At 71.3% G+C, this 18,470-nt stretch carries 23 protein-coding genes and 1 tRNA gene; 12 read left to right on the top strand and 12 right to left on the bottom strand.

Annotated features, from left to right (window positions below; all coding sequences use genetic code 11):
• Positions 1 to 119 precede the first annotated feature (119 nt).
• The 4 genes from ISO16_RS28550 (at position 120) to ISO16_RS00170 (ending at position 1,598) form a co-directional block, all read left to right on the top strand.
• The gene (locus tag ISO16_RS28550) at positions 120 to 605 is read left to right on the top strand and encodes an HNH endonuclease (protein ID WP_072635004.1); all 486 of its coding nucleotides are present in this window, start codon (positions 120 to 122) and stop codon (positions 603 to 605) included.
• A gap of 34 nt (positions 606 to 639) precedes the next feature.
• Positions 640 to 726 (top strand) — tRNA-Leu (locus ISO16_RS00180).
• Positions 727 to 795: 69 nt separating this feature from the next.
• Positions 796 to 1,215, top strand: a complete 420-nt coding sequence (locus ISO16_RS00175) for a hypothetical protein (protein WP_006937553.1) — start codon at positions 796 to 798, stop codon at positions 1,213 to 1,215.
• A complete protein-coding gene (locus ISO16_RS00170; protein ID WP_029542990.1) occupies positions 1,212 to 1,598 on the top strand; it encodes a DUF3817 domain-containing protein in 387 nt (128 codons plus the stop codon). Before ISO16_RS00175 ends, ISO16_RS00170 begins: the two co-directional genes overlap by 4 nt.
• A gap of 105 nt (positions 1,599 to 1,703) precedes the next feature.
• Here the strand turns inward: ISO16_RS00170 and rdgB are convergent, their stop codons facing one another.
• The 4 genes from rdgB to ISO16_RS00150 form a co-directional block, all read right to left on the bottom strand.
• Positions 1,704 to 2,312, bottom strand: coding sequence for an RdgB/HAM1 family non-canonical purine NTP pyrophosphatase (gene rdgB, locus ISO16_RS00165; RefSeq protein WP_044476031.1), 609 nt, complete (start codon positions 2,310 to 2,312; stop codon positions 1,704 to 1,706).
• A gap of 10 nt (positions 2,313 to 2,322) precedes the next feature.
• A complete protein-coding gene (gene rph, locus ISO16_RS00160) occupies positions 2,323 to 3,111 on the bottom strand; it encodes a ribonuclease PH (RefSeq protein ID WP_006937538.1) in 789 nt (262 codons plus the stop codon).
• A 13-nt stretch (positions 3,112 to 3,124) separates the two neighbouring features.
• Entirely contained in the window at positions 3,125 to 3,886 is a 762-nt protein-coding gene (locus ISO16_RS00155; RefSeq protein WP_043799009.1) for a cyclic nucleotide-degrading phosphodiesterase, read from the bottom strand.
• A 124-nt stretch (positions 3,887 to 4,010) separates the two neighbouring features.
• Positions 4,011 to 4,637 carry a rhomboid family intramembrane serine protease gene (locus ISO16_RS00150; RefSeq protein ID WP_006937534.1) on the bottom strand — a complete coding sequence of 209 codons (627 nt, stop codon included), beginning with the start codon at positions 4,635 to 4,637 and terminating at the stop codon, positions 4,011 to 4,013.
• Positions 4,638 to 4,805: 168 nt separating this feature from the next.
• Here ISO16_RS00150 and ISO16_RS00145 point away from each other — a divergent pair, with 168 nt between their 5' ends.
• On the top strand, positions 4,806 to 4,958 hold the full coding sequence (locus ISO16_RS00145; RefSeq protein WP_006937532.1) for a hypothetical protein: 153 nt from the start codon (positions 4,806 to 4,808) through the stop codon (positions 4,956 to 4,958).
• A gap of 16 nt (positions 4,959 to 4,974) precedes the next feature.
• On the opposite strand, the gene ISO16_RS00140 is transcribed toward ISO16_RS00145, so the two are convergent.
• From ISO16_RS00140 to clpS, 3 genes are read right to left on the bottom strand one after another with little or no spacing between them, the layout of a single operon-like run.
• The gene (locus tag ISO16_RS00140; RefSeq protein ID WP_072634988.1) at positions 4,975 to 6,081 is read right to left on the bottom strand and encodes a P1 family peptidase; all 1,107 of its coding nucleotides are present in this window, start codon (positions 6,079 to 6,081) and stop codon (positions 4,975 to 4,977) included.
• Complete coding sequence (gene aosR / locus ISO16_RS00135) at positions 6,078 to 6,656, bottom strand: oxidative stress transcriptional regulator AosR (RefSeq protein ID WP_006937528.1); 579 nt, start codon at positions 6,654 to 6,656, stop codon at positions 6,078 to 6,080. Before aosR ends, ISO16_RS00140 begins: the two co-directional genes overlap by 4 nt.
• A gap of 55 nt (positions 6,657 to 6,711) precedes the next feature.
• Positions 6,712 to 7,095 carry an ATP-dependent Clp protease adapter ClpS gene (gene clpS, locus ISO16_RS00130; protein ID WP_029542980.1) on the bottom strand — a complete coding sequence of 128 codons (384 nt, stop codon included), beginning with the start codon at positions 7,093 to 7,095 and terminating at the stop codon, positions 6,712 to 6,714.
• A 68-nt stretch (positions 7,096 to 7,163) separates the two neighbouring features.
• Between clpS and ISO16_RS00125 the strand changes: the two genes are divergently transcribed.
• The 4 genes from ISO16_RS00125 (at position 7,164) to ISO16_RS00110 (ending at position 11,461) form a co-directional block, all read left to right on the top strand.
• Positions 7,164 to 8,489 carry a nicotinate phosphoribosyltransferase gene (locus ISO16_RS00125; protein ID WP_006937508.1) on the top strand — a complete coding sequence of 442 codons (1,326 nt, stop codon included), beginning with the start codon at positions 7,164 to 7,166 and terminating at the stop codon, positions 8,487 to 8,489.
• A 5-nt stretch (positions 8,490 to 8,494) separates the two neighbouring features.
• Positions 8,495 to 9,073: an isochorismatase family protein gene (locus tag ISO16_RS00120; RefSeq protein WP_029542976.1), complete on the top strand. Its 579-nt coding sequence runs from the start codon at positions 8,495 to 8,497 to the stop codon at positions 9,071 to 9,073.
• 25 nt (positions 9,074 to 9,098) lie between these two features.
• Entirely contained in the window at positions 9,099 to 11,129 is a 2,031-nt protein-coding gene (locus ISO16_RS00115) for an ATP-dependent DNA helicase (protein WP_072634987.1), read from the top strand.
• A gap of 128 nt (positions 11,130 to 11,257) precedes the next feature.
• Positions 11,258 to 11,461, top strand: coding sequence for a cold-shock protein (locus ISO16_RS00110; protein ID WP_029542972.1), 204 nt, complete (start codon positions 11,258 to 11,260; stop codon positions 11,459 to 11,461).
• Between the two features lie 27 nt (positions 11,462 to 11,488).
• On the opposite strand, the gene ISO16_RS00105 is transcribed toward ISO16_RS00110, so the two are convergent.
• Complete coding sequence (locus ISO16_RS00105) at positions 11,489 to 12,190, bottom strand: GAF and ANTAR domain-containing protein (RefSeq protein ID WP_006947395.1); 702 nt, start codon at positions 12,188 to 12,190, stop codon at positions 11,489 to 11,491.
• Between the two features lie 277 nt (positions 12,191 to 12,467).
• Between ISO16_RS00105 and ISO16_RS00100 the strand changes: the two genes are divergently transcribed.
• Positions 12,468 to 12,662, top strand: a complete 195-nt coding sequence (locus ISO16_RS00100; RefSeq protein ID WP_206530813.1) for a hypothetical protein — start codon at positions 12,468 to 12,470, stop codon at positions 12,660 to 12,662.
• 55 nt (positions 12,663 to 12,717) lie between these two features.
• Entirely contained in the window at positions 12,718 to 12,915 is a 198-nt protein-coding gene (locus tag ISO16_RS00095; protein ID WP_006947393.1) for a hypothetical protein, read from the top strand.
• Positions 12,916 to 13,119: 204 nt separating this feature from the next.
• On the opposite strand, the gene ISO16_RS00090 is transcribed toward ISO16_RS00095, so the two are convergent.
• The 3 genes from ISO16_RS00090 to ISO16_RS00080 form a co-directional block, all read right to left on the bottom strand.
• On the bottom strand, positions 13,120 to 13,584 hold the full coding sequence (locus tag ISO16_RS00090) for an ATP-binding protein (protein WP_029542966.1): 465 nt from the start codon (positions 13,582 to 13,584) through the stop codon (positions 13,120 to 13,122).
• A 116-nt stretch (positions 13,585 to 13,700) separates the two neighbouring features.
• The gene (locus ISO16_RS00085; RefSeq protein ID WP_006938378.1) at positions 13,701 to 14,207 is read right to left on the bottom strand and encodes an HPP family protein; all 507 of its coding nucleotides are present in this window, start codon (positions 14,205 to 14,207) and stop codon (positions 13,701 to 13,703) included.
• Between the two features lie 39 nt (positions 14,208 to 14,246).
• Positions 14,247 to 15,131, bottom strand: coding sequence for an alpha/beta fold hydrolase (locus ISO16_RS00080; protein WP_072634986.1), 885 nt, complete (start codon positions 15,129 to 15,131; stop codon positions 14,247 to 14,249).
• 93 nt (positions 15,132 to 15,224) lie between these two features.
• On the opposite strand from ISO16_RS00080, the gene ISO16_RS00075 reads away from it, so the two are divergent.
• On the top strand, positions 15,225 to 15,800 hold the full coding sequence (locus ISO16_RS00075; protein WP_006938382.1) for a TetR/AcrR family transcriptional regulator: 576 nt from the start codon (positions 15,225 to 15,227) through the stop codon (positions 15,798 to 15,800).
• Here the strand turns inward: ISO16_RS00075 and glgP are convergent, their stop codons facing one another.
• Positions 15,801 to 18,380, bottom strand: a complete 2,580-nt coding sequence (glgP, locus tag ISO16_RS00070; RefSeq protein ID WP_072634985.1) for an alpha-glucan family phosphorylase — start codon at positions 18,378 to 18,380, stop codon at positions 15,801 to 15,803.
• Between the last annotated feature and the right edge of the window lie 90 nt (positions 18,381 to 18,470).

Raw genomic sequence — 18,470 nt, 5'->3', positions numbered from 1 at the left:
CACAATCGTTACCATCTTGACTGACCGCGAAACGCGTGCATGAGGGCACTTTCGGCAATTTGTCGGCGCCGTCCGATACAGTCCCGCGCATCGCACATACATTCGATCCAGGGGGGATGATGGGACGGTCCACGAAGTACACACGGGAAGTCCTCGAGGATGCGGTCCGAAACTCGACGAGCGTTGCGGGGGTCATGCGCTACCTGGGCCTGGTGCCGAGCGGAGGTTCGCACCATCACCTCAGTCGCCGGATCAAACGGCTGGGGCTCGACACATCTCACTTCACTGGTCAAGCGCACATGGGTGGGGCACCGGCACGAAATCGCCTCCCGTGGCGGGAGGTACTTGTAGTGCAGCCCACGGGCACGCCGCGACGAATGGCGAAGCTACTCCGCCGCGCCCTCCTCGAGTCCGGCCGCCCCCATAAGTGCGAAAGCTGCGGTATCGGACCGGAATGGTGTGATCTCCCACTGACACTGCATGTGGACCACATCGACGGGAATCCGAACGACTCCCGACCGGAAAACGTCCGCTTCCTCTGCCCCAACTGCCACAGCCAGACAGCGACGTGGGCGGCACGAAACCATCGACTACGGACGAGGTAATTCTCGGTCGGATGTCGTATGGTTCATGGGTCCAGCGCGAGTGGCGGAACAGGCAGACGCCCAGGTTTTAGGTACCTGTGTCCGAAAGGACGTGGGGGTTCGAGTCCCCCCTCGCGCACCACGTGACCTCGCCCACGGCCCCCCGACCGCTCTTGGCAGGTCGAGGGGCCGCTCGGGTACTTTTGATGACGTGTCCGAGAACCGTCCGCCGCGTCGCCTTGCTCTCGTCGTACTGGTGGCGGTCGCCGCGGCCGGCTGTCTCGGTCTGGGTTTCTGGCAATGGACGCGGTTCGAGGCCGTGGGCGGCACGTTCCAGAACCTCGGCTACGCCCTGCAGTGGCCCGCCTTCGCCTTCTTCTGCGTCTACGCCTACCGCCGGTTCGTGAAACTCGAGACCGAGGACGCCGAGAGCCAGGCCACGGGTGCGCCGCGCGCGTCGGAACCGAAGGAACCCACCGAGATCCCCGAGGATCTCCTCCCCCAGCGGCCCCGCACTGGGCTCGATCCGAACGCGGCCGTCGATCCGGACGACCCGGAGGCTCGGCAGATGCTGGAGTACAACGATTACCTCGCGCAGCTTGCGCGCAGGTCCGATAGGAGCGCTCAGTGAGCACGACCCCCGAGCAGGCACCCGACCAGACGAGCGGTTCGACCGCGCCGCAGTCCCGTCCGGAGGCCGACCGGAAGAAGATTGCCTCGGCCCTGACGCGGTACCGCGCGCTCGCCTGGATCACCGGCGTGTGGCTGCTCGTGCTCACCGGCGAGATGGTCGCGAAGTACATCCTGAAGGTCGAGAACGTCCCCGGCTGGATCGCCGTGGTCCACGGCTGGGTCTACGCGGTGTATCTCGTGCTCACGCTCGACCTGGCGATCAAGGTGCGCTGGCCCGCGGGCCGCACGATCGGCACCCTCCTCGCCGGCACGATCCCGTTCCTGTCGTTCTTCGTCGAGCACCAGCGCACGAAGCAGGTCAAGGCCGACTTCGGCGTCTGATCCGGCCGGCCGATCGGCGCGCGAAACAGCAAGCCGCCCACGCGATTGCGTGGGCGGCTTCTTGTTTCGCGTGGGAGCGCAGGCTTCGCGCCGCGGCGGCGGGCGTCAGCGGGCGAGCGCTGCGAGATCGGGCACCAATCGTGCCAGTGCGCGCCCGCGGTGCGACGAGGCGTCCTTCTCCTCGGCGCTGAGCTCGGCGGCGGTGCGCTCCTCCCCCTCGGGCCGGAACACCGGGTCGTAGCCGAAACCGTTGGCGCCGCGCGGGCTGTGGACGATGGAGCCGCGCCACTCACCGCGCACGACGTGCACCGCGATCTCGCCGTCGTCACCGGGGACGGCGAGGGCACAGGCGGAGACGAATGCCGCGCCGCGGCGCTCGTCGGGAACGTCCTGCAGCTGCCCGAGCAGCAGTTCGGTGTTGGCGTGGTCGTTGCCGTGCCGCCCCGACCACCGGGCGGAGAGCACCCCGGGCATCGCATTGAGGGCATCGACCTCGAGTCCGGAATCGTCTGCGACGCACGGCATTCCGGTCGCCGCCGCGCCGTCGCGAGCCTTGGCGGCCGCGTTCTCCTCGAACGTCGCCCCGGTCTCGGGCGCCTCGTCGTAGGGCGGCACGGCGTCGAGTCCGACGAGGTCGATCCCCTCGATCCCGGCGGCGTCGAGGACGCGCCGCAGTTCGCGCAACTTCTTCGCGTTCCGGCTCGCCACGAGCACCTGCACGCTGTCAGACACCGAACTTCTTCCTGGTCCGCTCGGGGGTCACGGGCTGCGGCAGCGTGCCCGGGTAGGGGGCGTCGAGCGCCTGCTTCTGGATCTCGCACAGTTCGGCGATGCCGGCGAGCGCGGAGTCGAGCATCTTGTCGAGGGTGGACCGGGCGAACGTCGCACCTTCGCCGGTCCCCTGGACCTCGACGAGGGTGCCGGTGTCGGTGGCGATGACGTTCATGTCGACCTCGGCGCGCACGTCCTCCTCGTAGGGCAGGTCGAGGCGGACGCGGCCGTCGACGACACCGACGCTCACGGCCGCGATGGCGCACGAGATCGGCTGCGGGTCGGTGAGGCGGCCCGCCGCGCTCAGCCACGCGACGGCGTCGACGAGGGCCACGTAGGCGCCGGTGATGGCGGCGGTGCGGGTGCCGCCGTCGGCCTGCAGGACGTCGCAGTCGATGGCGATGGTGTTCTCGCCGATGGCGGCGAGGTCGATGCAGGCGCGCAGGGCGCGGCCGACAAGGCGGCTGATCTCCTGCGTGCGGCCGCCGAGCTTGCCCTTGACGGATTCGCGTCCGCTGCGGGTATGGGTGGCGGCGGGGAGCATCGCGTATTCGGCGGTGAGCCAGCCGAGACCGGAGCCCTTGCGCCAGCGCGGCACGCCCTCTTCGACGCTGGCGGTGCACATGACGCGGGTCTGGCCGAATTCCACGAGCACCGAGCCCGCGGGGTGGTTGGTGAATCCTCGGGTGATCCGGATGGGGCGGAGTTCGTCGTCCGCTCTGCCGTCTTCTCGTGTGGTCACCCGGACGAGCCTATTAGATGGGGTAGACGTCCCCGGCGGACACCGCGTGGACGGGCCCGGAGTACTGCTCCTTGGCTTCGGCGATGACGTCCTCGCGCGAGGTCCACGGCGGGATGTGGGTGAGCAGCAACTCGCCCACCTCGGCGCGAGCGGCGAGCATGCCGGCCTCGGCGCCGGAGAGGTGGATGCCGTCGGGGCGGTCGTCGGGTGCGTGGGTCCACGAGGCCTCGGACAGCAGGACGTCGGCGCCGCGCGCGAGCTCGACGACCTCGTCGCACATGCCGGTGTCGCCGGTGTAGACGACGGTGCGCCCGGAGTCGCTGGTGATGCGGAATCCGTAGGCCTCGGGCGGGTGGTTGACCCGGCCGGGGTGGATGGTGAGCGCGCCGAAGCGGAAGGCTTCGCCGTCGGCGAGGGGGCGCACGTCGAGGGTGTCGCTGACGTCGTCCATCTCGCCGGCGATCTCGGCGGAGGCGGCGCCGATGCGGACGCTGGTGTCCGAGGGGCCGTAGACGAGGGTCCGTCCGGTGGGGCGGTTCGGGGAATAGCGCCGCCAGACGAGCAGGCCGGGGATGTCGAGGCAGTGGTCGGCGTGCAGGTGCGAGAGCAGCAGCGAGACCTCGCCGGGGTCGGCGTAGCGCTGGAGGGCCCCGAGGACGCCGGGACCGAAGTCGATCACCAGGGGCGGGGTGCCCGGGGCGGTGATCAGGTAGCCCGACGCGGCGGAATCCGGCCCGGCCACGCTGCCGGAACACCCCAGGACGGTCATGCGCATGGGGGTCATGCTGCCACGTCCCTGTGGCTGCGACGAAGCCAACGCAGGTTTTGATCGAGAGATGTCACAGTTGCGGCGACGCTGTGAGCCTACCGATCGGTCAGTTGTTGCGCGGGGGTGCGTCTCACCCGAACGAGGAGGTGGGCACGGCCGGCGGGCGGCGGCGGCGACGCTCGTCGGCGGAGAGCAGCCAGGCGGCCAGGACGCCGCCCACGGCGCCGAAGAGGTGCCCCTGCCAGGAGACGCGCGGATCGCTGGGCAGCACGCCCCACAGGATGCTGCCGTAGACGAACAGCACGATCACCCCGATGACGATCTGGCTCGACTGCCGGGTGAAGATGCCGCGTGTGATCAGGTAGGTGAGCCACCCGAAGACGAGGATCGACGCGCCGATGTGCACGAAGCCGGCCCCGGCGGTGAGCCAGGTGCCGAGCCCGCCGACCACCCAGATGATCGCGGTGGCGGCCAGACCGCGGCCGATGCCGGAGACGAGCACGAGGAAGCCGAGCACGAGCAGCGGAATGGTGTTGGCGCTCAGGTGCGCCCAGTCGGCGTGGAGCACGGGTGCGAACGCCACGCCCCACAGCCCGTCGGCGGTTCTCGGTTCGATACCGGCGGAGTCGAGGTCCGCGGGCGCGGCGGCGTCGACGGCTTCGACGCCGTAGAGCAGGGCGACGAATCCGGCGATCAGGAGCGCCGCGCGCTGCCAGACGGGCCGGGGCCCGGGACGGGAACCGTCGGGTACGGTCATGCGCTCGCCCTTCGCGTGTGTCCTGTGCTGTGTTCCTGGCTTTCGAGCCTACCGACGTGCGCACCGCTCGACACGTGCGCGGCGACGGTCGGGCTTCGCCGTGAAAGCCCTGTCGACCGGCGGCCCGGTGGCTACTGTGGGAGGCACCGTCGGACCCGGGAGGCAGTCGTGCCGAGAAACGTCGGAGATCGCTACGCCTGCGAGAAGTGCGGCGCGCAGATCGTCTACGAGAAGCCGTGCCCCTGCACCGAGGGGATGCCGCATTCGGAGATCTGCTGCGGCGACCAGATGAAGCGCGTGTCGGAGGGCACGTCGGGCTGAGCCCTCAGCGCGGCCCTCAGCGCGACGTGGGAATCCCGGCCGTGAAGGCGGAGGGGAACACGTCACGATAGGCGGGGATACCCGCGACCGCGGTGGCCTGCAGCACCGCGTCGACGACGGCGCGCTGGACGACCTCGGCGGCCGCCTCGCACACGGCGGCCAGCACGGGCAGTTCGGGCGCGAAGGCCTCCGGGATCGGTCGGCTCGCGCCGGGGGGCGTCGCGGTGCCGGTGGCCAGGGCGAAGAGGGTGTCGCCGTCGAAGGGTGAGTGGGCGGGGCGGACGGCCCGGGCGAGGCCGTCGTGCCCGGCGACGGCGACACGGCGGCAGGCCGCGGCGGTCAGGTCGGCGTCGGTGGCGACGACGCCGATGGTGGTGTTGAGGGCGGTGCCCTTGGATGCGAGGGCGTTGGCGGCGGCGAGGTCGGTTGCGGTGGGCGCGACGAGCCCGAGCGGGGCGGCCCGGGCGGGGCCGAGGCCCCAGGGCAGGCCGGTCTCGGGGTCGAACACCGCTCCGACGGGGTTGGCGACGACGAGGGCTGCGACGGTGACGCCAGCGGCGGGGCCCTCGGTCAGGAACAGGCTCGCGGTGCCGATGCCGCCCTTGAGGGTGCCGGCGCGTGCGCCGACTCCGGCGCCGACGGTGCCGCGGGCGACGGTCGTGCCGGCGGCCGCGGCGGCCCGGTATCCGCTGTCGGCGGTGGGCCGGGCGGACCACTCCCCCACGGGCAGGTCGAAGACGACCGCGCCCGGCACGATGGGCACCACGGCCCCCGGCGGCCCCATCGGAATGCCGCGGCCCTGTTCCTCGAGCCACCGCATCACGCCGTCGGCGGCGGCGAGCCCGTAGGCGCTGCCTCCGGTGAGGAGCACCGCGTCGACGCGCTGGACGGAGTGGCTGGGGTCGAGCAGGTCGGTTTCGCGGGTGCCGGGCCCGCCGCCGCGGACGTCGACGGCGGCGGTGACGGCACGGTCGGGAACGACGACGGTGCATCCGGTGGCCCGCCCGGTGCCGAAGGCGTGGTCGGAGCCGAGGGTGACGTCGGCGTCGAGGGCCTGCCAGTGCCCCACGCGCAGGCCGGCGACGTCGGTGAGCGAGTCGGTGGGTCCGGGCGTGGCCGTCACGGCAGCAACGCCTGGACGAGGGAGTCCTGCATCCAGGTCAGCCAGTGATAGACGTCGAGGTGCGGGGCCCGCGGGTCGTCTTCGTCGAGCGTCTCGGGGGTGTCGTCGTCGATGCCGAGGGTGGTGCCGAGGGCCAGCCGGAGGTCGTTGAGCCCGTACAGCCAGGCATCGGCCTGTTCCGGGCTGAGCACCACCTTGCCGCCGGATTCGGGGACGGTGCGCAGGATGACGGCTCCGGCGGCGAGCTTGGCGTCGATGATGTCGGGTTCGTGCAGGCTGCGCAGGGCACCGTTGAGGTCGGCGGATTCGTCGTCGGGATGGACGGTGGCGTCGGCGTCGGGCCGGTGGAAGTCGGGCAGCAGCCGTTGCAGGGCGGGGACGTCCGGCGGGGTGCAGTTGCCGGTGCGCAGGCCGGTGAGGGCGGCGAGGTCGTCCTGCGGGGCGCCGGCGGCGCGTTCCTCGAGCATGCCGAGTACGGATGCGACGAGCGAGCGCAGCACCGACGCCTCGTGTGCGTCCATCTCGGATCGCAGCTTCACGCCTCCGAGCGAGTTCTTCCTGCTCCACTGCCGCACGTCGGTCGGCTCCTCCTGGCTTCGCGGTCGGGATGGTCGGCGAGCGGGCGGCCGGTCACTCGGCCCGCTGCATCGTCGCCCACAGCCCGGCGGCGTGCAGGCGTTGCACGTCGTGTTCCATCTTGTCACGCGAGCCGCTCGAGACGACCGCCTTGCCTTCGTTGTGCACCTTGAGCATCAGCTCGGTGGCCTTGGCCTTGCTGTACCCGAACAGCTTCTGGAAGATGTACGCGACGTAGTGCATGAGGTTGACCGGGTCGTCCCACACGACGGTGACCCAGGGCCGGTCGACTGCTTCGATCTCCTCGACGGTTTCGGCTTCCGCCGGCATTGCCTGCCCTGCCGCCATGGTGACGGCGGGAAACGAGGCCACGGTGACTGCGTCGGACGGCTCCGGGGGGGCGGTGCCGAACGGGCTTGTCGGGGAACACGTCGCCATGTCTCCAGGGTACGGCGTCGGCGCCCGGCAATACAGCCGCATCCCGGCCCGCGCTCTACAGTGATCGGGTGCCCGATTCCCTTCTGCCGCGCACTGCGACGGCGAGCACCGCCCTGTTCACGGACGTCTACGAGCTGACGATGCTCGAGGCCGCGCTCGCGGACGGCACCGGTTCCCGCCCTTGCACGTTCGAGGTGTTCGCGAGGCGTCTGCCGCCCGGGCGCCGGTACGGCGTGGTCGGTGGGACCGGCCGGCTGATCGATGCGCTGGAGACGTTCCACTTCGGCGAGGAGGAACTGGCCGTGGCGGCACGGTTCCTCGACGCCTCGACCGTGGAGTGGCTGCGCGGCTACCGGTTCTCCGGCGACATCGAGGGCTACCGGGAGGGCGATTTCTACTTCCCCGGTTCGCCGGTGCTGGCGGTGCGCGGCACGTTCGCCGAGTGCGTCCTGCTCGAGACCCTGATCCTGTCGATCCTCAACCACGACAGCGCGGTGGCGTCGGCGGCGGCGCGGATGGTCAGCGCCGCGGACGGCCGCACGCTGATCGAGATGGGGTCGCGCCGCACCCACGAGGAGGCGGCGGTCGCGTGTGCGCGGGCGGCATACCTCTCGGGCTTCGACGCGACGTCGAACCTCGAGGCGGTGCGCCGGTACGGGGTGCCGGGCACGGGTACCGCGGCGCACGCGTTCACGCTCGTGCACACCACCGGGGCGGGCCGCGACGAGGCGGCGGCGTTCCGGAGCCAGGTCGAGACGCTCGGGGTGGGGACCACGCTGCTGGTGGACACGTACGACATCACCAACGGGGTGCGCACGGCCGTCGAGGTGGCCGGCACCGGACTCGGGGCCGTGCGGATCGACTCGGGCGATCTCGGCGTGCTGGCCCGGCAGGTGCGGGAGCAGCTCGACGGCCTGGGGGCGACGAACACGAAGATCGTGTTGTCGGGTGACCTGGACGAGTACTCGATCGCAGGTCTGCGCGCCGAGCCGGTCGACGTGTACGGCGTCGGGACGTCGCTGGTCACCGGCTCGGGCGCGCCCACGGCCGGGATGGTCTACAAGCTGGTCGAGGTCGACGGCATCCCGGTGGAGAAGCGCAGCGCGCACAAGGAGTCCCGGGGCGGCGCCAAGCGGGCGGTGCGGTTCGCCCGCCCGACCGGCACGCTGGTGGAAGAGGTGATCTACCCGGCGGACGCGCCCGTACCGGGGGGCGACGGCGAGGTGGTGCACGAGCTGATGGTTCCGCTGGTCTGCAACGGCGAGCGGGTCGGCGACGGGCCTACGCTGGAGGAGAGCCGGGCATTGCTCGCGCACGGGCTGATCAGTCTCCCGTGGGAGGCCCTGACCCTGTCGGCGGGCGAGGCCGCGGTGCCGACCCGATTCGTGAGGTGAGGACGTTGTCGCGGGCGCTGATCATCGTCGACGTGCAGAACGACTTCTGTGAGGGCGGGTCGCTGGCCGTGGCCGGCGGCGCCGCGGTCGCCGCGGACATCAGCCGGTACCTGGCCGCACACGCGCAGGACTACGCGCACGTGGTCGCCACCCGGGATCACCACGTCGATCCGGGTGCGCACTTCGCCGAGGAGCCGGACTTCGTGGACTCGTGGCCGCCGCACTGCCGGGCGGGAACCGAGGGTGCCGAGTTCCATCCGGCCCTCGACACCACCCGCGTGGAGGCGGTCTTCTCCAAGGGGGCGTTCGAGGCTGCGTACTCGGGCTTCGAGGGCAGCCACGACACGGGCGAGTCCCTCGACGGGTGGCTGCGCGGGCACGGGGTCACCGCGGTCGACATCGTGGGTATCGCCACCGATCACTGCGTGCGGGCGACCGCGCTCGATGCCACCGCCGCCGGGTTCGACACGCGGGTGCTGCTGCCGTACACGGCCGGGGTGAGCGAGGCGACCGTCGAGTCGGCGCTCTCGGCGCTCCGGGAAGCGGGTGTGGACCTGGTCGGACAGGTCGGGCCGCGAACCTGACGGTGGTGCCCAGTACCCTGACGCGGTGCCCGAACTCCCGAATGTGCCGGAACTGCTGCGCACCGCGGTGCACGCGCTGGGCGGCAAGGAACGGCGCAACCAGCTGACCATGGCCTCGGCGGTGGCGCATTCGCTGGACACCGGCGAGCACCTCGCGGTCCAGGCCGGTACCGGCACCGGCAAGTCGCTGGCCTACCTCGTGCCGGCCGTGCGGTATGCGGTGCAGACGGGCCGGACCGTGGTGGTCTCCACCGCGACGATCGCGCTGCAGCGTCAGCTGGTGGACCGGGACCTGCCGCGGCTGGCCGGCGCGCTGGAGTCGGCGCTGGGCCGGCGCCCCCGCTTCGCGATCCTCAAGGGCCGCGGGAACTATCTGTGCCTGAACAAGATCCACACCGGTCTGGCCGAGGAGCCGCCTGCGGACGACCAGTTGTTCGACGCGTTCGCCCTGTCGCGGATCGGCCGGGAGGTGCGTCGGATCACGGAGTGGTCGTCGACCACCGGCACCGGCGACCGCGACGACCTCGTCCCCGGCGTGTCGGATCAGGCGTGGCGTCAGGTGAGTGTCACCGCCCGCGAGTGCCTGGGCAAGTCGCGGTGCCCGGTCGGCGAGGACTGTTTCGCGGAGATCGCCCGCGCCGAGGCCGGGCAGGTCGACGTGGTCGTCACCAACCACGCGCTGCTGGCGATCGACGCGATCAGCGGCATCTCGATCCTGCCCGAGCACGACGTGGTGGTGGTCGACGAGGCGCACGAACTCGTGGACCGCGTCACCGGGGTGGCGACGGCGGAGCTGTCCGGCGGCACCGTCTCGGCCGCGGCGCGGCGCTGCGTGAAGCTGATCGAGGACGAGGACGTCGACCGACTCGAGGGGGCCGCCGAGAACTGGGAGGCGCTGCTCGAGGAGCTGCCGCCGGGGCGGTGGGACGAGTTGCCCGAGGGCGCGGGCGCGGCGCTGGCCGCGATCCGCGACGCGGCGTGGGCCGTGCGCACGGCGATCGGACCACCCAAGGCGGGGCTCGACGCCGAGGCCGCCGCGGCCCGCAACCAGGCGCTGGCGGACGTCGACGAGGTGCACGACTGCGCGGTTCGCGTGCTGACCGCCTTCGAGGAGACGGATCCCGCTGCCCGCCGGGACGTCGTCTGGCACGCCGCCGACGAGTTCCGCGGCAACACCCGCCACACGGTGCGGATGGCGCCGCTGTCCGTCGGCGGACTGCTGCGGTCCCGGCTGTTCGCCGCGTCGACGGTCGTCCTGACCTCGGCGACGTTGACGGTGGGTGGCTCGTTCGACGCGCTCGCCGTCAACTGGGGGCTGCCGCCGCAGTCGCCGGCCCGCAGCGACACCGGCGCGGCGTCGGGGACGGAACCACCGTCGGACGACGGGGACCTGCGGTGGAATTCCCTGGACGTGGGATCGCCGTTCGATCACGCCCGCTCCGGCATCCTGTACGTCGCCAAGCACCTGCCGGCCCCCGGCCGCGACGGGCTCTCCCCCGCGTACCTGGACGAGATCGCGGAGCTGATCGAGGCCGCCGGCGGCCGCACGCTCGGGCTCTTCTCGTCGATGCGCGCCGCGAAGGCGGCGGCGGAGGCGATGCGGGAGCGCCTGGACACGCCGGTCCTGTGCCAGGGCGAGGACGCGACCGGCGCCCTGGTGGAGAAGTTCGCGGCCGACGAACCGACGTCGTTGTTCGGGACCCTGTCGCTGTGGCAGGGCGTGGACGTGCCGGGACCGTCGCTGTCGCTGGTGATCCTGGACCGGATCCCGTTCCCGCGACCGGACGACCCGCTGCTAGTGGCGCGGCAGCGGGCGGTGGAGGCGCGCGGGGGCAACGGCTTCCTGTCGGTGGCGGCCACCCACGCCGCGCTGCTGCTCGCGCAGGGTGTGGGCCGGTTGTTGCGCAGCACGGACGATCGGGGTGTCGTGGCGGTGCTCGATCCCCGCCTGGCGACCGCACGGTACGGCGGGTATCTGCGCGCGTCGCTGCCCCCGTTCTGGGAGACAGCCGATCCGCGGGTGGTGCGCAAGGCGCTCGTCCGTCTGCGGGGCTGACCGGGCCGCGACGCGTCCGATCCCGAAACGTTCACGACTTTCCCGGAATTTCCGGCCGTTTCGCGGCAGCATCGAAGGAGGTGCAGGCGCCGGAGTCGAGGGTCGCAGGGACAGGGGGCTTTTCGGATATGCCACAGGGCGTTGTGAAGTGGTTCGACGAGGAGAAGGGGTTCGGCTTCATCGCGGAGGAGGGCGGCGGGCCCGACATCTTCGTCCACTACTCGGAGATCGCGGGGACGGGCTTCCGCTCGCTGACAGAGGGTCAGCGCGTCGAGTTCGAGATCGGACTGGGTGTGAAGGGACCTCAGGCGGAGAACGTCCGACCGGTGTGAGAACCGCGGCCGCCGCAGCCCCGGTGATCAGACCCGCAGGCCCACCTCGACGATCGCCTTGGCAACCGACCGCACGGGTGCCTGGTTGCTGCGGGCGTGGCCGCGGATGAGCCGGAACGCCTCGTCGGGGGTGGTGCTCCGGGCGTGGGCGATGATGCCCTTCGCCTGTTCGATGACGATGCGCGAATCGAGCGCCGTCTGCAGTTGCGCGTTCAGCTGCTCGTGCTGCCGCAGCTTGTTGGAGTTGACGATGTAGCCGGTGGCCATGTCTGCGAAGATCTGCGCCGCCGCGATCTCACGATCCGCCCATTCGCGCGGTTCGCACGCGTACAGGTCGAGAGCGCCGATCTTCTCGTCCGCGAGCTGCATCGGTATGCCGGCCACCGCCGCGATCCCGTGCTCGCGGGCCTTCTCGGCGTAGTCCGGCCACAGGTCCGATCGTGTCCGCACGTCGGCGACCGCGATGGGCTCGCCACGATCGAACGCGTACTGGCACGGCCCCACCCCGGCCTCCTCCTGGCAGCGTTCCATCTCCCCCACCACCTCGGCGGCCGCGGTGACGAACTGCAGCCGGCCCTCGCACTGCAGGCTCACGCCGCACCCGAGGAGACCCAGAACGGCGGTCACGCCGTCGACGAGCTCGTCGAGCGCTGCGCCGACGTCGTAGGGGGTGGGCAGCAGGCGCGCGAACCGCGACAGCACCGCCATGAACTCGTCCTGGTCGAACACCGGCGCGCCCCCTCCGGTCGGCAACACCCTCGATAGTGACACACATCACAGTTCTTGGGTGGCGTCGCACGCGTCACATCACATATCCTGGTACACAGAGCGTCCGCCCCAGATCCCGGCGACGCCCGAATCGGAGCCGCCCCGACCCCCGGTGCTCCTCTCTCACTCTCCACGAATCGTGTGGACAGGTTTTCGGGAGAACACCGCTCGAGGCCCGGTTGCCCGTCGCTCCGAGCAGGTGTACCTCCCGGACACGATCCGCGAAGAAGGAACACCCATGGCTCACCTCGCCCATCCGGCTCCCCACAGCGACAACTCGCCGCTGCTCTCGGTACCGTCCATCATCGTCGGTGCCGGCACCCTCTCGTGCGGGCTGGCCGTCGCGATCAGCCGATCCCTCACCCTCGGCGTGCTGGCCGCCCTTCTCACGGTGGCGACGGTCGCGGTCGCAGCGGTGATGATCCGCTCCTGACCTCGCCCACCACCGACTCCGACGGCCCGCCCGGGCCCACCCGAGCAAGGAACCGATGAACCACCTCAATCACGTCGCCGACCCGAGCACCGTCCCGGGTTCGGCGATGAGCACGGCCGAGATCAAGGCTCGTATCGACGCGATGTTCGCGGACGACCACGGGAGCACTGTGACCGGCGACGATCGCAGGGCCACCGCGGCCTCGCCCCGGCGCCCCGGATGGGCGTCGAGCCGGCGCGGCCGCAGGAGCTGACCGCCGACGTTCTCCCGGCGTCGGTGGTCTCCGACCGGACCATCGGCTTCCGGACAGCGCCGCAGGGGGGCGCTTCCGGAAGCCGGTGGTCCGTCACTGCCGGGTCACGGCTGATGTGTCACTGCCGGGTCACGGCTGATGTGTCACTGCCGGGTCACGGCTGATGTGTCACTGCCGGGTCACGGCTGATGCGTCACTACCGGGTCACGGCGCCGCGACGAGCGCGGGCGAGGTCGAGACGTCCCACTTCATCGAGACCGAGGTGCCGTCGGGGACGGTGACGACATCCGTGTGGGACGTCAGGGTCCGGATCAGCGCGAGCCCGTGGCCACGGCAGCTGTCGCCGGACGGATCCTCCGGGGTGCGCCAGCGGCCGTGATCGGTGACGATCACTTCGACGGAACGTTCCCCCGGTCGATAGACGGCCTCCAGGTCGACCGCGCCGACACGATCCCCGTACCCGTCGGGATACGCGTGCTCGACGGCATTGGCCAGCGCTTCGTAGCTGGCCAGCAGCACATCCTGCCCGAGTTCGACCTCGAGGTGGAGGCGGTCCAGCCACCGGTCCAGGGCCTGCCGGAGCATCGTCACCTGGCTCGGCTCGGCGCGGACCCCGCGGTAGAACAACCCGGTCGATGTGAACGCCTGAGAGGCGTGTCGCGAGTGCATCCTCCTCCTCGATTTCCGATGCGTCCTCGGTCGGACGCATCGGGTGTATACCCACCGCCGCGCGGTCCTATACCTCGAAGCGAGGGCGTGCGCACAGCGACGGGCGACCGTCCCGGTCAGCCGGCACGGGCGACCCGCGCCGGATAGACGAATCCGGGCAGCACCCGCCCGGCGACGGTCGCGACGCCGAGGACGACGAGGAGCGCCGGCACCAGCGTGGTTCCCACGTAGCCGATCCCCGGGTCCGTGAGCCCGATCGCCCCGGCACACACCGCGGCGGGCACATGCGGCGCCCGCAGCAGCGCCATGGCGACGACCGCAAGTCCCGCTGCGACGGCGGCTCCGGCCTGCGACGGACCGGCGACGGCCGCGACGACGAGCGCCGCGGCCGCGGCCGCAGGGTAGGCCCGCACGATCGCTCCGGGCCGGGCGGCCGGGGTGCCGGGTGCGAGGGCGATGAGGGCTGCGGACGCGACGTACGGCAACCCGAACACCGCCCAGTGGGCGAGGTTCTCGAGGGCGGCGAGCGCGCCGGCCGCGCCGAGCGCGACGGCCCCCGGGGCGAGGGCGGCGGCCAGGGCACGGCGGGACCCGTCCGGTGCATCACCGAGAAGCGGTGGCATCCGATTACTCTCCTTCGGTCTCGGAGTGTGCGGCCGGGCTCAGAGTGCGGCCGGGTTCAGAGTGCGGCCCAGGAATCCACGGACGAGGTCCGCGATCTCCGGCCCGTGGGTCTCGAGGGCGAAGTGGCCTGCGTCGAGCAGGTGAATCTCCGCGTCGGGGAGGTCGCGGGCGAATGCTTCCGCACCGGCGGGACCGAAGATCTCGTCGCCGCGGCCCCACGCCACCAGGGTCGGCGGCCGCCAGGCGCGGAAGTACTCCTGGAATGCCGGGTACGCGTCGAGGTTGAACTGGTAGTCCCAGAACAACTGGAGCTGGATCTCCTTGTTGCCGGGCCGATCGAGGCCCAGTTGGTCGAGCAGCCAGGCTTCCGGGGCGATCCGGTCGAGCCGGTCCTCGGGGACACCGTGGACGTACTGCCACCGGGTCGCCTCGGGCTCGAGGAGGGCACGGACGGCGGATTCGTGGGCGGCGCGGTCCTGTGCGTGGGCGAAGAGGACCTCCCAGAACGGGGTGAACCCTTCGCGGTAGGCGTTGCCGCTCTGGGTGATCAGCGCGGTGACGCGCTCGGGGTTCCCGGCCGCGATCCGCAGGCCGATCGGGGCGCCGTAGTCGTGGAGGTAGAGGGCGAAGCGCGTCAGCCCGATCCGGTCGAGCAGCGCATCGGTGATCTGCGCGAGACGGTCGAAGCTGTAGTCGAACTCGTCGACGGCGGGCATCGCCGATCGCCCGAAGCCGATGTGGTCGGGGGCGACGAGGTGGTACTGGTCGGCGAGCTCGCCGAGCAGGTGGCGGAACATGTGCGAGCTGGACGGGAAGCCGTGCAGCAGAACGAGAGCCGGCGCACCCGGGTCCCCGGCCTCGCGGTAGGAAACGTCGAGCCCGTCGATGGTCTCGGTGCGGTGGCGGACAGCGGAAGCGGACATGAGTCCTCCTCGGATCGGTCGGAGAACGAGCGTTCTCCGGTACGTGGTGTAGCGTAGAGAACGATGGTTCTCGATGCAAGAGAGAGGGGCCCGATGGACGCGGACACCGCGCAGACCCGGCTGCTCGACGCCGCCGAGGAACTGTTCAACGAGCACGGCATCCAGGCCGTCGGAATGGACACGATCCGGGCCCGCTCCGGGGTGTCGCTCAAGCGGCTCTATCAGCTCTACCCCGCCAAGGACCGGCTCGTGGAGGCCGTTCTGACCCGGCGCGATCACACCGTGCTGACGGATCTGCGCCGGTATGTCGATGCCCGCACCGATCCGCGCGAGCGGGTTCTCGCGGTGTTCGACTTTCTCGAGGAATGGTTCGCCTGCAGCGACTTCCGCGGCTGCACCTTCATCAACACGTTCGGCGAACTCGGCGGAATCTCCGGTGACGTCGCCGAGATCGCCCGCACGCACAAGGACGCGTTCCGGCGCTACCTGCGCGGACTCGTGGCGGACGCGGGCAGCCCCCCGGCACTGGGCGACCAGCTGGCGATCCTGGCCAACGGGGCGATGGCGACGGCGGCGATCTCCGGTTCTCCCGCCGTCGCGCGGCAGGCCCGCGACGCCGCGCGCGTCCTGCTCGACGCGAGCGGCCGCGGGCCCGGCGCGGAGAGCTAGCTAGGCGAGCACGACCTTGCCGAGTTCGGCGTCCGACGCGAGCAGCTCGTGGTGCGGCAGCACCCGCACCGTGTAGCCGACCGACCCGGCCATCGGCAGCGCGACCTCGACCTCGAAGACCTCGCCCAGCGGGTCCGTGCCGGTGTGCCGCATCGGCACCGTCACCACGTCGGACAGGGTGTCGTCGACCCCGACCCGGCCGACGACGGCCTGAACGACCACGTCGGTCACCCGGAGACCGTCGAGGTACACGTGGGCGGTCAGGGCCAGTTTGGAGCCGATCTCCGGGATGTCCGGCAGTCCGGCGCTGTCGACCTGGGCCACCCGCACGGCCGGCCATGCCGCCTCGACGCGACGCCGGTAGTGGGCGAGCTCGCGCGCTCCGGCGAACCCGTCGGCGACCGCCTCGCGCGCGGCCGCGGCCGCCGGCGCGTAGTACTGCACGGTGTAGTCCCGGACCATGCGGGAGGCGAGCACCTTCGGACCGAGGTTCTGGAGTGTGTGCCGCACCATCTCGATCCAGCGGGTGGGCACACCGCTGCCGTCCCGGTCGTAGAACCGCGGCAGGACCGAGCGCTCGAGCAGCTCGTACAGGGCGCTGGCCTCGAGGTCGTCGCGGCGGTGTTCGTCGATCACACCGTCGGCGGTGGGGATGGCCCAGCCGTTCTCGCCGTCGTACATCTCGTCCCACCAGCCGTCGCGGATGGAGAGGTTGAGCCCGCCGTTGAGGGCCGACTTCATCCCGGAGGTGCCGCACGCCTCGAGCGGGCGCAGCGGGTTGTTCAGCCACACGTCGCAGCCCCAGTAGAGGTACCGGGCCATGGACATGTCGTAGTCCGGCAGGAAAACGATGCGGTGCCGCACGTCGGCGGCATCGGCGAACCGCACCACCTGCTGGATCAGTGCCTTGCCGCCGTCGTCGGCCGGGTGGCTCTTGCCGGCGACGACCAGCTGCACGGGGCGCTCCTCGTCGAGCAGCAGGGCCCGCAGTCGTTCCGGGTCGCGCAGCATCAGGGTGAGCCGCTTGTAGGTCGGCACCCGGCGGGCGAAGCCGACGGTGAGCACGTGCGGATCGAAGACCCCGTCCACCCAGCCGAGTTCGGCCTCGGTGGCGCCGCGCTGGAGCCAGGACCGGCGCAGCCGCCGACGGATCTCCTCCACCAGCTGCGCACGCAACGTGTTGCGGGTGGCCCACAGCTCGCGCGGTTCGACCGTCTGCAGCAGTTCCCAGCCCTGGGCCTCCTCGACCCGGTCGGGACCGGCGAGACGGTTGGCGAACTCGAGCCACTCGCGGGCGGCCCAGGTATGGGCGTGCACGCCGTTGGTGACCGACCCGATCGGCACCTCGCCGGCGTCGAAGCCGGGCCACAGGCCCACGAACATCTCGCGGCTGACCCGGCCGTGCAGCTTCGACACGCCGTTGCTGCGCTGGCCGAGCCGCAGACCCAGGTGGGCCATGTTGAACACACGGGGGTCCGATTCCCGGCCGAGGGAAAGGACGCGGTCCACCCCCAGGCCGGGCAGCAGCGCCGACTCGTTCTCGCCGTTCGGTCCGGAGAAGTAGTGCCGGACGAGTTCCGCCGGGAACCGGTCGATGCCCGCGGGAACCGGGGTGTGGGTGGTGAAGACGGTGCCGGCGCGCACGGCGGCGAGCGCCTCGTCGAAGTCCAGACCGGCGCCCGTGACCAGTTCGCGGATGCGTTCGGCGCCCAGGAACCCGGCGTGTCCCTCGTTCATGTGGAACACCTCGGGATCGCGCAGTCCCGCGATCCGGGTGTAGGCGCGGACGGCGCGCACCCCGCCGACCCCGGCCAGGATCTCCTGCTTGATGCGATGGTCCTGGTCGCCGCCGTAGAGGCGGTCGGTGACCCCGCGCAGTTCCTCGTCGTTCTCGGCGATGTCCGAGTCGAGCAGCAGCAACGGGACGCGGCCCACCTGGGCGATCCACACCCGGGCGGTAAGGGTGCGATTGCCGGGCATGGCGACCTGGATCAGGGCAGGGGTGCCGTCGGCCTCGGTCAGCAGCCGCAGCGGCAGGCCCTGCGGGTCGTAGTTCGGGTAGTGCTCGCTCTGCCATCCGTCGGCGGTCAGGGACTGACGGAAGTAGCCGGAGCGGTAGAGCAGGCCGACACCGATGAGCGGCAGGCCGAGGTCCGAGGCCGCCTTGAGGTGATCGCCGGCCAGGATGCCGAGTCCGCCGGAGTAGTTCGGCAGAACCTCGGAAACGCCGAACTCCATGGAGAAGTAGACGATGCCGGACGGCAGCCCGGTGCCCTCCTGCTGCTGGTGCTGGTACCAGCGCGGCCTCGCGAGGTAGTCGTCGAGGTCGGCCGACTCGGCGTCGAGCCGCGCGAGGAACTCCTCGTCGGCGGCGAGCGCGTCGAGACGGGCCGGCGGCACCTCGCCGAGCATCCGCACCGGGTCGTGCTCGACGCGACGCCACAGCGCGGAGTCGATCGAGGCGAACAGGTCCTGCGTGGGCGTGTGCCACGACCACCGCAGGTTGACGGCGAGCGGGCCCAGTCCGGCCAGCCGCTGGGGAAGGTGGGCTCGTACGGTGAACCGACGCAAGGCTCTCACCCCGGGAAGACTACCGACATTCGGCCGGTCGGGAAGACCGGCAAATGCGTCGGCCGTCCGGCGGCCGGGCCACGTTCCCGCGAGCGGACG

Origin of the sequence: Rhodococcus sp. M8 (genome assembly GCF_015654185.1) — a bacterium.
GTDB classification, from domain to species: domain Bacteria; phylum Actinomycetota; class Actinomycetes; order Mycobacteriales; family Mycobacteriaceae; genus Rhodococcus; species Rhodococcus aetherivorans.
The sequence above is the reverse complement of the archived record's forward strand: the minus strand, read 5'-3'. Positions and strand labels throughout refer to the sequence as shown.